Raw genomic sequence first — 12632 nt, forward strand, 5'->3', positions numbered from 1 at the left:
TGTTCCGGTGCCCGGCGGAATCCGGCGGGCACCGGAAGGGCCGATCGTGGAACAATTGGGGTCGGCCCGTCGCGCGCGTGGTGGGCCGACGGCGATCGGCAGGTTGAGAAGGAATGACAGAGGCGGGGGAGCGCTGGTTCGGCGAGTATCGGCTCGACCGGGAAGTCGGCCGGGGCGGGATGGGCCGGGTCTGGCGGGCCTGGCACGCACCGACCGAGCGGTTCGTCGCGCTCAAACTGCTGCCCGCCGCCGCGGCCGACGACGAGGAGTACCGCCGTCGCTTCGAGCGGGAGGCGCGGGTCGCGGCGCGGCTCAGTGATCCGCACGTGGTCGCCATCCACTCCTACGGGCGGGTCGGCGACCAGCTCTACATCGATATGGCGCTGATCGACGGTGACGATCTCGCCGCGCTGCTCATCGACGGCGGGCGGATCGCCCCCGAGCGGGCCGTGTACCTGCTCGGTCAGGTCGCCTCCGCGGTGGACGCCGCGCACGCCGCCGGGCTGGTGCACCGCGACATCAAACCGGGCAATGTGCTGGTGAGCCGCAACGACTTCGCGTACCTCATCGACTTCGGGATCGCCAGGCCGCGGGACGGGACGGCGCTCACCACCGGCAGCGTCGCCATCGGCACCATCGCCTACATGGCGCCGGAGCGGTTCGACGGCGTGGCGACGGCGCGCAGCGATATCTACTCGCTCGGCTGCGTGCTGGTGGAGTGCCTCACCGGGCGCAGGGCCTTTCCCGGTGACAGCCATGCCGAGCAGATCAACGCGCACCTCAACCACGCGCCGCCCCGGCCCAGCACGGTGGTCGCAGGCGTGCCGCCCGCGCTGGATCGGGTGATCGCGAAGGCGCTGGCCAAGAAGCCGGAGGACCGGTTCGCGACCGCTACCGAGTTCGCGCTGGCCGCCTGGGCGGCGCTGGAGGCGGATGAAGTGCCCCTCTCCGAGCCGGTGGTGCTGCCTGCGGTGGTTTCGCCGTCGCCGGGTTCGGCGGAGTCCGGGGCCGAGCGGTTGGTGGTGCGCGGGGTTGCTACGCCTGTGCTCGGGGCGGGGGACGAGACGGAGTCGCCCGCGCGTGCGGCGAAGTCCGTGGCTTCGGCGGAGTTCGAAGCCGCCGCGACGCCGGTGCTGCCGGATGATTCGGAGTCCGTTTCCGAGGGCCGTCCCGCGGATTCCGCGGCGCTGACGCCCGCGCTCGCGGCTGCCGAGCCCGCGCCGGAAGTCGCTGGCGACGATGATCCCGCGCCGGAAGTCGCCGGCGAAGCTGATCCCGCGGACGCCGTCGCGGAAACGCCCGCGGCTGCCGAGCCGGTGCCGAGTGCGGCGGAGGTGCCTGCGGACGCGGTGGAGCCGGATGCCGTCGCGAAGTTGCTCGCGCCGACGCCCGCCGATCCCGTCTCGCGCTCCGCCGACGCGGGGCTGCCCACGCCCGCCGCTGCCGTCTCGAGCGCCGCCGACGCGGGGCTGCCCACGCCCGCCGCTGCCGTCTCGAGCGCCGCCGACGCGGAGCTGCCCACGCCCGCCGCTGCCGACTCGGAAGCGTTCGCGGGCGCCGACGGGGAAGCGCCCACGCCCGCGGCCGCCGACGCGGAGGCGCCCGCGCTCGCGGGTGACGCTGCGGCGCCGGTTCTCGCGGTTGCGGACGGCGCTCCGGATCCCGCCGCCGAAAAGGCAGCGCCGTCGGCGGACGACGTCGAGCCACCTGCCGGGGAGCCGGAATCGGACCGCCCGAGCGCGGGCGAGCCGACGCCGGTGCTGCCCGAGCCGGTTCCGGCGCCACCCATCGGCCGCAACCGCGTGATCCTGCGCGACCCGATCGACGTCGCGCCCAAACCGCCCATCCCGAAACCGCTTCCGGTCCGCGCGGCGGCGGTGGTGCTCGGCGTCCTCGGCACGGGTGTGCTGACCACGACCCTGCTGCTGGCAGCTCCGGACGGCCCGAGTGAGGAGGCGGGCACCGCCCCGACCTCGATCATCGGCCCGGCCGAAAGCTCGCCCGGCCCGCAGCTCCCCGGCGTGGCCGCGCCGTCGCCGCACTCGGCGCCCACCTCGGGCGCGCCGATCGCGGTGGAGATGCCGGGCACGCGCCCCGAACCCGTGCTCGTACCGGCGCCGGTGGGCGAAGCGGCGATACCGGCACCGCCGGCGGGGGCCGTGCGTCCGCCCCTGCCCTCGGTGCCTGCCGGTGCCCCGATCACCAGCAGGCCGGAGCCGCCGCCACCGCCGCCGACCACCGTCCCGCCGCCGACCACGCTCCCGCCGACCACGCCCCAGCCCACCACGACGGAGCCACCGACCACGCCGCCGACGACGACGGCCCCCGCCACCACGACGGCGACCGAGACCACCACCCAGCCGAGCCTCCCCACCCAGCCCGCCGCCGCCCCCATCGAGCCCGCACCGATCCCGGTAGCCGAGCCCGGCGGTCCGACGTCGGGCACCGCGGCATCCGGCCCGGTCACCGAGCCCGGCGGTCCGGCGCCGGGCACCGCGGCATCCGGTCCGGTCACCGAGCCGACCACCACCTCCGCGCGGGTGACCGGTACCCCCACCCTCAGCTCCGCACCGGGGCATGATTCCGACGTGACCACTTCGACCACCGAGCCGACGCCGCTGCCTGCGGGCACCCCCCTGTGAACGCAACCAGGTGGTTCGGCGAATACCGCCTGGACTCCGTGATCGGCCGCGGCGGCATGGGCCAGGTCTGGCGCGCCTTCCACCAGCCGACCCAGCGCTTCGTCGCGCTCAAGGTGCTGCCCGCCGAGCTCGCGGACGACGAGGAGTTCCGCCGCCGCTTCGAGCGCGAGGCCAGGGTGGCGGCGCGGCTGAGCAACCCGCACCTGGTGGCGATCCACTCGTTCGGCAGGGTCGGCGACCAGCTCTACATCGATATGGCGCTGGTCGACGGCGTCGACGTGAGCGCACTGCTGCGCGAGCGCGGCCCCATGCCGCCGGTGCGCGCGGTGGAACTACTGGCCCAGATCGGCGCCGCGGTGGACGGCGCGCACGCAGCCGGGCTGGTGCACCGCGACATCAAGCCGGGCAATATCCTCATCGACCGCACCGGCTTCGCCTACCTGATCGATTTCGGCATTGCCAAGCCGGACGACGAAACCGGCCTCACCAGCACCGGCGCCTCGCTCGGCACCATCGCCTACATGGCGCCGGAGCGGTTCGAGGGCGTCGCGGGCCCGGCCGCCGACATCTACGCGCTCGGCTGCGTGCTTGCCGAGTGCATTCTGGGCGGCAAGATCTTCGCGGGCGAGAGCGTCGCCGAGCAGATCTTCGGCCACCTCTACAAACCGCCGCCGCGCCTCGGCGAGCTGCGCCCCGGCGTCCCGCCCGCGCTGGACGACGTGCTGGCCCGCGCCCTGGCCAAGGACCCGGCCGACCGCTTCGGCACCGCCACCGAGCTCGTCGACGCCGCGCGCCGCGCGCTCACCGACGGCCCGGTCGCCTGGAACCACGGCACCGCCGCCACCGTCGCCCCCGCCACGGTGAACTGGGCGACCGGCGCCGAGCACACCCCGCCGCCCGCCGCACGGTTCACCCCGCCCACGGGCCACGATCAGCGCCTCGCCGCCACCGTCGACGCCCCGGGCATCCCGCAGGCGGGCTCCGCGCACAACCACCCCGGTGCGCCGCACACTCCACCCGCCGCGTATTACCGAGTCCAGGCACCGGCCGGTTTCGACCACGGCACCGCCCCCGCCGTCCCCGGCCGGGCGCCTCGGAGGACCGTCCGCCGCAACGCCCTCCTCGCCGTGACCGCGGTGCTGCTGGTCTTCGCCATCGCCGCGGGCGTCACGCTCGCGCTCCGCGGCGGCGGCGGTACCGTCGGTGACGTCACCGTGACGACCGGCACCACCACCGCCGAACCCACCTCCGGCGACGACCCGACCGAGACCACCGAGGCCACCGGCGAGATCCCCGCCCTCCCCGACCGCTTCGCGGGCACCTGGAAGGGCCGCGTCACCGACGGCCTGGCCGCGCTCGATATCGAGCTGACTCTGCGCGCCGGCCAGGTCGGCGAGGAGGTCGGCGAGTCCAGCAATACCGGCGTGATCTTCAGCCAGACCTGCAGCCGGACCGAAACCCTGCTCGCCGCCAGCGACACCGAGGTCTCGCTGCGCGCGACCCTCACCGGCGGCCCGGCCGACTGCACCGACGACGGCAGCGTCTCCACCCTCACCGCCAACCCGGACGGCAGCATCGGCTACAGCTTTCCCGGCCCGCTCGGCACCACCCTGCGCGGCACCCTGACACCCGCCTAGATCTTGTTCTGCGCCCCAAGCCACCGCATGATCGGCCACCCGCAGAACACCGGCAACCAGCAGGTCAGCACCCGGTACAGCAGCACAGACGGCACCGCGACCTCGGCGGGCAGCCCGAACGCCGCGAGCCCGCCGATCAGCGCCGCCTCCACCGCCCCGACCCCGCCCGGCGTCGGCGCCGCCGAGGCCAGCGTGCCGCCGATCATGGTGACGATGGTGACCGTGATGAAGGTGGTTCCCCCGCCGAACGCCTGCACCGAGGCCCACAGCGCCCCGGCCTGGCCCAGCGTGATGGCGCCGCAGCCGACCACGATGATCAGCGAGCGCTTCGGGTCGCGGGCGAGCAGGACCAGCTCCCCGAGCACCTCCTGCAGCTGCGGCCGCACCGAATCGTTGAGCCAGCCGCGCAGTTTCGGCACGAAGGTGAAGGTGCCGACGATCCCGACGCCGACCCCGGCGATCAGGTAGAGCACGGTGGCGTCCGGCACGAAGTGCGAGAGGTCGGCGGAGGTGCCCGCGGCCACGCTGAACACCAGCAGCAGCACGATGTGGGTCAGCACCTGCACCGCCTGCTGCAGCGCGACCGCCGCGGTGGCGCGCACCGCGCCCAGCCCGCCCTTCTGCAGGTACCGCACGCTCAGCGCGAGCCCGCCGACCCGGGCCGGTGTCGTGGTGGCGGCGAAGGTGTTCGCGATCTGCATGACGATCAGCCCCCACAGGCTGATCCCGCGGGATGCGCAGGCCCAGAGCGCGGCGGCGGCGCCGACGTAGGTGAGCGAGGAGATGCCGAGCCCGAGCAGCGCCCACCACCAGTTGGCGGTGCGCAGCTGGGTGAAGAAGGTCGGCACCGCGCTGATGAACGGGTAGGCCACGTAGACCAGCCCGACCAGCAGCACCAGCTGGATGATCTGGTTGCGGCTGAACCGGGTGATCTGCTGTGCCTCGATCCGGTCCTGCCCGGTCTGCTTGCGCACCTCGGAGCGGGCCTCGGCGATCCGGTCGCTCCAGTCCGGCACCGAGCGCCGCATACCGGGCGGCAGCGCGAACTTGGTGAGCCGCCGCGAGGCCTCCAGCACCGCCTGCTCGCCGAGCGCGTCGATGGCCGCGCGCACCGCGGCCTCCCTGCCGAAGAGCGAGGTGGTGGTCACCAGCAGCTGCGCGATGTCGGATTGCAGCTGGGTGTCGCTGGCGCCGTACTCGGCGCTGGCGAAGCCGCCGACAAGCACCGCGCCGTCGCGCACCCGGATCTCGCTCGGCCGCAGGTCGCCGTGGGCGATCTGGCGCTCGCGCAGGGCGCCGAGCGCCGCCCAGACGGCGGGCAGGATCCCGGCGTCGGACTCGGCGAGCGGCCTGCCGTGCGGCACCGAGTGCGCGTACAGCGACCAGCCGCGGGCCAGCCTGCTCACCGCGATCGGCTCGTGCGCGGCGACCCCGGCATCGCGCACCGCGAGCGCGAGCAGCCCGCGGTGCTCCACCGCGCGGTGCATGGAGCCGTACGGCGACGGCGTCTCGCTGCTGCGGAAGGTGAGCCAGCGCCAGAGCTGGCGCAGCGCGCTGTGGCTGCGCTGGTTCTTGCCGTAGAGGTCGACGATCAGCTCGCGCTCGGCGCCGTCCACCGCGGCGGCCAGCACCAGCGGGCCCGGCCCGGCCGGGCGGACCACGGTGAACGCGGTGACGGTGCGGCCGCGCCCGGCCAGCAGCCGCACCGCGGCGTCCAGCGGCACCTCCAGCGCAGGCGTCCCGACCACGAGCACGATCACCGCGCCCACCAGCCACCCCACCGCCAGCCCGAACATGGCGCGGGCCGGGACCACCGTGCTCACCACCAGGTGGATCGGGGCGAAGGCGAGCAGCAGGAACCACATGAAGCGCCGCACCCTGGTCGGCAGCCACGGGCTGGAGACGGTGAGCACCGCGGCGGCCCCCGCGATCCAGCGCGGGTCGTCGAGGAACTGGGAGAGGAAGGTGTCCAGCCGGTCCGGTACCTGCAGGTGCCACTGCGGCGCGGAGAGCCCGGTGCCGGTGATGGAGAGCAGCAGCCCGGCCACCAGCCCGGCCGCCGCGTACCCGGCCATCAGCTTCCACTGCCGCTTCCAGACCAGCTCGATCAGGATGGCGAAGGGCAGGATCAGAATGGCGACGCCATAGCAGAGATAGACCAGATTGGACTGCGCCGGGTTCAGGAAGCCGATGATGTTGGAGACCGAGCGCTCCAGCGCCAGCCACTCCGGCCGGGTGATCACCGAGCCGATCACGACCACCCCGACGCCGAGCGCGGCGAGCACCACGCGAATGACATCGCTGGTACGCCTGGTCAGCGGCGGCAACAGGCTGCCGGTGACCGGAATTTCCCGCCCGTCGACTCGCATGGCGTATCGGTACTTTCGGATCGTCTTCGAGACGCGGGGCCGCGTGCTCCCAGGCGCACGATACATACCAGCACACAGTGGTTGCGCCGGGTACGCGGCGGTCCGATGCCGCCGGTCGATCTGCGTGTCGGTGGTCACATCATCTTGAGACAATGTGTCTCAGACGACCCGCCCGATTACCCGGTTCGCTCGATGGAGGAGCGCGGCTGCCTGCCCTGACGCCTGCGTTCTCGCACGAGCGCCAGCTCGACCGGGCCCTGCAGCCGCCCCGGCGCGTCCTCCGGCTCGCCCGGCTCCGCCGTCCCGTACGCGATGGCGTCGAGGTGCGGGAACCAGCGCGCGATCTCGTCCCGGTACGAGGTCTCCGCCTCCAGCTGGCAGAGCGCGCCGACCGCGGTCAGGACCGCGCGCGCGAACGGCGTCATGGAGACCGGCATGGTCAGCTGCCGCATGATGTTGGAGAGCCGCGGATTCGTCACCCGCAGCACGTGTTTGCGCAGCCACGGGTTGCTGAGGCGGTAGGTGTCGTGGCGCAGCGGCTCCATGCAGGACGAGACCACCTTGTAGAGCGCGCCGTCGTCGATCGGCCGGTCCGGCTCGGCGAAGCCGTGCCTGCGCGCGGTGCTGCCGAGATCGTCGGGGCCGCCACGGAAGAGCGCCTGGGTGTAGTCCTCGGCGAGCGCGTCGAACCCCTCCGGCGGCCAGGGCAGGCAGGCGCCGAAGTCGAGCACGCCGAGCCTGCCGTCCGGCAGCAGCCGGAAGTTGCCCGGGTGCGGGTCGGTGTAGAGCAGCCCGCTGCGCAGCCAGGTCGAGGCCATGAAGCGGACGAGCAGCATGCCGACCCGGTCCCGCTGCTCCCTGCTGCCGCGCTCGACCACCGCCGGAACCGGTGTGCCGTCCAGCCACTCGGTCACCAGCACGTCGCCGCACTGCGCGATCACCCGCGGGACGCGGATGTCCGGGTCGTCGGCGTAGGCCGCGGCGAAGGCGCGCTGGCTCTCCGCCTCGGCCGCGAAATCCAGCTCCCGCTCGACGCAGTCGCAGATCGCCTCGGTCACCCCGAACACGTCGGCGCTGGGCAGGAAGACCTTCGCCACCGTGCTGAGCCGGCGCAGCTGCTTGAGGTCGGCGGCCACCGCGGCCCGCCCGCCCGGGTACATGAGCTTCACCGCGACCGGCGTGCCGTCCTGCCAGACCCCGCGGTGCACCTGCCCGATCGAGGCCGCGCAGGCCCGCCGGTCGTCGAATTCCCGGAAGCGCGAACGCCACTCGGGGCCGAGGCTCTCGGCCATGACGGCGCGCACCACCGACGGCAGCATGACCGGGCCGGAGTCCTGCAGCCGGGAGAGCGCGATCCGGTAGGGCTCGGCGATCTCCGCCGGCAGCGCCAGCTCGTAGATGGCAAGCAGCTGGCCCAGTTTCGCGGCACAGCCCTTCAGCTCGCCGAGCACCTCGAAGATGTGCTGCGCGGTGCGCAGCCGGATATCCCGGTCGACCTCGTCGGCCGGGCGCCCGATCGCCTTGCGCCCCAGCCCCGCCGCCTGCCGCCCCGCGTACGCCACCGGAAGTACGGCGATCCGTGCCCCGCGCACCGCCGAGCGCACCGGCAACCGCCCCGCATCCCGGTTCCCGGTGCGGCCGAAACCCGCCGCCGACCCCGCGCCCCTGCGGAATCGGCGAACCCGCTCACCACCGGCTTCGGAGCCGGGAGTGCTCGTGCCCCCGCGTTCGGTCATGAGCCACCTCACATTGTGCGATGCTCAGTTTCGCACACGTGCGAACGAACCTCGCAGGCCTTAGACTGTCTGGGACGTGACACGCGCCACAGATGAGAGGTTGTCGAAGAAATGGGTTCCCAAACGGTTGTCGCCGATGTCGCCGACGAACTGGCGCGGCGGGTGGCAGCGGGGGAATACCGCCCGGGGGAGCTCATGCCCTCGGTGCGGCAGGTGGCCGAGGAGTTCTCGATGAACCGGGCAACTGCCCAGCTCACCCTCGGCCGGCTGGAGTCCTACGGCTTCGTCGAGGCCCGCCGCGGCAAGGGGTTCACCATTCGCGACGTGCGCGAGGCCGGCGGCCTCGACGTCTACCGGCACCTCTTCCGCTTCTCCGTGCCGATGCCCGAGGTCGCGGTGGAGATGTTCCACGACATCGTCGAGGTGGAGCGCGGCATCGTGATGGACGCGCTGCTCGCCTACACCGGCTGCGCCGACCGGCTGGACCCGGCCGAGCTCAAGGCCACCGTGGACGAGCTGGAATCGCTGGCCAGGCAGGACGAGCCGGACCACCACCGGATCCTCGCGCTGGAGGTCGGGCTGGTGCGCAGGCTGCTCTCCGCGCTCGGCTCCAGCATGCAGCGCGCCATCCTGAACTCCATCGGCGAGATGGTGCTCGAGGTGCCGCTCGCGGTGCAGGCCTACTTCGCCGGCGCCGCCGACCTGCACGTGCTGGTCTGGCGCGCGCTGCTCGCGGTCTGGGATTCCGGCTCGGAGCCCTCCGAGGCGCAGCTCGCGCTCTTCGAGGATCTCTTCGGGATGTACCACGACAAGGTGGTCACCCGCTTCGAGGAGCTGCTGCTCGGCCCCGCCGAGGAGGACGCGCCCCGGGCGGCGACCGCCTGATCCCGGGGCGCCTCGCGCCCGCCGACTACACAGCGCGCACTCCTGTCAGCTGTTCAGCTTGGTGAGCCGGTCGCAGGCCTCCACGTACTCCTGGATCAGCCGGTTCACCGCGTCGGCGGAGCGCTCGACCTTGTTGAGCTGGCCGACCACCTGACCCACCGGGTTGAAGTTCACGTCCTTCGCCGCCTCCGGGTAGCGGTGCCCCCGCTTCACGCCGTCCAGCGCGACCATCATCTGCAGCGGCATGGGCAGCGGGTCGGGGGTGTCGGCCTGCTCCCACGCCTCGGTCCAGTCGTTCTTGAGCATCCGGGCCGGCTTGCCGGTCCAGGCCCGCGAGCGCACGGTGTCGTGGCTGGTGGCCTCGAGGTAGCTCTGCATCTGCGCGGGCGGCACATTGGCCTCCTCGACGGTCAGCCAGATCGAGCCGGTCCACGCCCCCGCGGCGCCCATCGCCATGGCCGCGGCCACCTGGCGGCCGTTGCCGATGCCGCCCGCGGCCAGCACCGGCAGCTCGCCGACGGCGTCGATCACCTGCGGCCACAGCACCAGCGAGGAGACCTCGCCGCAGTGCCCGCCGCCCTCGGTGCCCTGGCAGACCACGAAGTCCAGCCCGGCGTTCTTGTGGTTCAGCGCGTGCTTGACCGAGCCGCAGAGCGCGCCGATCAGCCGGCCCGAGCTCTGCACCTGCTCGATCACGTCGGCGGGCGGGGTGCCGAGCGCGTTCGCCACCAGCTTGGCCTTGGGGTGCTGCAGGATCACCTCGACCTGCGGCCCCGCGGTGGTCGCGGTCCAGCCGAGCAGCTGCGCGTGCTGCTCGCCCTCGGGCAGCGCGGGCACGCCGTGGTCGGCGAGCAGTTTCTCCGCGAAATCGCGGTGCCCCTGCGGAACCATCTGCGCCAGCTGGGCTTCCAGCTCCTCGGGGCTCAGCCCCTCGATGCCCTTGCCCTCGTACTTGGACGGGATCACCAGGTCGACGCCGTAGACGCCGTTGACGTGCTCGTCCAGCCAGGCCAGCTCGACCTCCAGCTGCTCGGCGGTGAAGCCGACCGCGCCGAGCACACCGAGGCCACCGGCATTGCTCACGGCGGCGGCGACGTCGCGGCAGTGCGTGAAGGCGAAGATCGGGAACTCGATTCCCAGCCGATCACAGATCTCGGTGCGCATGGCCTGCTCGTCTCCCTGTAGCACTCGTGAAACGGGTTGCAAAAATCTCGGCGGCCCCGCCGCGCGCACAGGCGCGTTCGAGGCTCCCGGGTCGAATGTAACACGTTCTAGTTTTGCCGTACAGGGATGCTCAGGCGGTGGCGTGCTCCAGCTCTTTCAGGGCGTTCTCCAGGTGGTCGAGCATGCGCTCCAGGTCGGGCACCGTGCGACGGCAGGCGACCAGCCCGAAGTCCAGGTTGTCGCCGGTGCCCGCCAGCGTGATGTTCATGGCCTGGCCGTCGAACGGAATGGAGAGCGGGTAGGCCGCGTCCAGCCGGGCGCCGTTCCAGTACAGCGGCTTCCTGGTGCCGGGCACATTGGAGATCACCAGGTTGAACGGCGGGCTGGTCCACGGGATGAGGCCGGGCACCAGCGTCACCGCGAGCGGGCTGAGCATGAGCGCCGAGACCGCCATGGCCTGGACGGCGGAGAGCGAGTCGTAGGCCGCCTTGCTGGCCCGCATCGACTCCGAGATCACCTGCAACCGCTGCACCGGGTCGGTCCGGTCGGTGCCGAGGTTGCAGAGCATGGCGCCGACCTTCACGCCATCGGTGTCGGCCTCGCCGGGCGCGCGCAGCGACATCGGCACCATGGCGATCAGCGGCTTGTCCGGCAGCGCGTCGTGGTCGAGCAGGTAGGAGCGCACCGCGCCGGCCGACATGGCGAGCACCACGTCGTTCATGGTGGCGCCGGTCGCCTTGCGCACCTGCTGTAGCCGCTCCAGCGGCCAGGAGCGCGCCGCGGTCTGCCGCGCGCCGCCGATCGGCACGTTGAACAGCGTGCGCGGCGCGTCGAAGGGCATCGCCACCTGCTGCTTCAGCACGGTCTTCCCGACCAGCTTGGCCAGCGTCGGCCCGGCCGCCATCGAGACCAGCTCGCGCGCGCCGCCGAGCAAGCTGCCCTTTGCGCTCTCGGCCTTCTCCCGGCGCGGCAGGTTCCACGGCACATTGCCCGGCTCGGCCGGTTCCGGCGAGAGGGTGCGCTGCAGCAGCCGCTGCGCGGTCACCCCGTCGATCAGCGCGTGGTGCATCTTCGAGTACATGGCGAAGCGGCCGTCGGCCAGCCCCTCGATCAGGTGGAACTCCCAGAGCGGGCGATGCCGGTCCAGCAGCGCGCCGTGCAGCCCGGAGACCAGGTCGAGCAGCTGCTCCGGGCCGCCGGGCGTCGGTAGCCCGACCCGCCGGACGTGGTAGCTCAGGTCCGCGTGGTCGTCGTAGGTCCAGGCCGCGCGCGGGGCGCCGAAGATGGTCGCCGGACGTTTGCGGAAGCGCGGCTGCACCTCGTCGCAGTCGAGCAGGTGGTCGTGGATGGTCTGCGCGAACTCGCGCCCGATCCCCTCCGGTGGCTCGAAGATCTGCACCGACCCGACATGCATGGGTTGCTCGCGGGATTCGGCCAGCAGGAAAACGGCGTCGATCGGTGCGATCAGTTCCATGCGTAGGCCCTTCGAACAGTGGTGGTGTGCACGAGGCGTGCGCCCACTGTGGTGGATATCACGTGCTCGGATCGGATACCCGTCCGGGTCACCGGAACACGTCGGGCCGATGCCGCTCGGCCAGAACGATCGCCTGCCGGAACCGCTCCTTCGGGTACGGCTCCCGGAGCAGCCAGGCGGTCGCGGTCAACCCGGCGGCGGCGAGCAGCTCGGCGAGCCGGTCCGGCGCCCAGCGGTAGGCGCGGATCACCCGGTGGTCGAAGGGGGCCGGTTGCGCCCCCGGCTCTTCGGCGAAGAAGCCGAGCAGCAGTTTTCCGCCGGGCGCGAGCGCGCGGGCGAACTCGGCGAACACGCTCGGCAGCCGCTCGGGCGGGATGTGGATGAACGAGTACCAGGAGACGATCCCGCCGAGCGTGCCGTCCCCGTGCGGCAGCGCGCTCAGATCGCCCAGGTCGAAGCGGAGATCCGGGTACGCGGACCGGGCGGTTTCGATCAATCGCTCGGAGAGGTCGAGCCCGCTGATCGCGAGCCCGAGGTCGCGCAGGTGCGCGGTGATCCGGCCGGGGCCGCAGCCCGCGTCCAGCACCGGGCCGCGCACCTGCTCGGCGAAGGCGGTGAAGAGGGCGCGGCCGTACGGGTCGGTGGCGACCTGGTCGCGGGTGACGTCGGTGTAGAGCTCGGCCACCGCGTCGTAGGCTGCGGCGACGGCTTCGTCGGGCATGGGT

Annotated in this window: 8 protein-coding genes; 3 read left to right on the forward strand and 5 right to left on the reverse strand. The window is 72.7% G+C overall.

The window, feature by feature from the left end; genetic code table 11:
* Positions 1–113: 113 nt before the first annotated feature.
* Positions 114–2642, forward strand: coding sequence for a serine/threonine-protein kinase (locus NH2_RS30090; RefSeq protein WP_067648939.1), 2529 nt, complete (start codon positions 114–116; stop codon positions 2640–2642).
* The gene (locus NH2_RS05350) at positions 2639–4279 is read left to right on the forward strand and encodes a serine/threonine-protein kinase (protein ID WP_067648942.1); all 1641 of its coding nucleotides are present in this window, start codon (positions 2639–2641) and stop codon (positions 4277–4279) included. Before NH2_RS30090 ends, NH2_RS05350 begins: the two co-directional genes overlap by 4 nt.
* Here the strand turns inward: NH2_RS05350 and NH2_RS05355 are convergent.
* Positions 4276–6648 (reverse strand): lysylphosphatidylglycerol synthase transmembrane domain-containing protein, encoded by a 2373-nt coding sequence (locus NH2_RS05355; protein ID WP_067648944.1) that lies wholly within the window; start codon positions 6646–6648, stop codon positions 4276–4278. The genes NH2_RS05350 and NH2_RS05355 overlap by 4 nt on opposite strands.
* A 176-nt stretch (positions 6649–6824) precedes the next feature.
* Positions 6825–8384 carry an ABC1 kinase family protein gene (locus NH2_RS05360; protein ID WP_169811447.1) on the reverse strand — a complete coding sequence of 520 codons (1560 nt, stop codon included), beginning with the start codon at positions 8382–8384 and terminating at the stop codon, positions 6825–6827.
* Positions 8385–8495: 111 nt separating this feature from the next.
* Between NH2_RS05360 and NH2_RS05365 the strand changes: the two genes are divergently transcribed.
* On the forward strand, positions 8496–9269 hold the full coding sequence (locus NH2_RS05365; RefSeq protein ID WP_067648950.1) for a GntR family transcriptional regulator: 774 nt from the start codon (positions 8496–8498) through the stop codon (positions 9267–9269).
* A 45-nt stretch (positions 9270–9314) separates the two neighbouring features.
* On the opposite strand, the gene NH2_RS05370 is transcribed toward NH2_RS05365, so the two are convergent.
* The 3 genes from NH2_RS05370 to NH2_RS05380 all read right to left on the reverse strand — a co-directional run bounded on the left by NH2_RS05370 (position 9315) and on the right by NH2_RS05380 (position 12628).
* On the reverse strand, positions 9315–10433 hold the full coding sequence (locus NH2_RS05370; RefSeq protein WP_067648953.1) for a nitronate monooxygenase: 1119 nt from the start codon (positions 10431–10433) through the stop codon (positions 9315–9317).
* A 130-nt stretch (positions 10434–10563) separates the two neighbouring features.
* A complete protein-coding gene (locus NH2_RS05375) occupies positions 10564–11907 on the reverse strand; it encodes a WS/DGAT/MGAT family O-acyltransferase (RefSeq protein ID WP_067648956.1) in 1344 nt (447 codons plus the stop codon).
* An 88-nt stretch (positions 11908–11995) separates the two neighbouring features.
* Positions 11996–12628: a class I SAM-dependent methyltransferase gene (locus NH2_RS05380; RefSeq protein WP_067648959.1), complete on the reverse strand. Its 633-nt coding sequence runs from the start codon at positions 12626–12628 to the stop codon at positions 11996–11998.
* Positions 12629–12632: the final 4 nt, after the last annotated feature.

This window comes from Nocardia harenae NBRC 108248, from assembly GCF_001612885.1.
In the GTDB taxonomy this organism is placed as follows: Bacteria; Actinomycetota; Actinomycetes; order Mycobacteriales; family Mycobacteriaceae; genus Nocardia; species Nocardia harenae.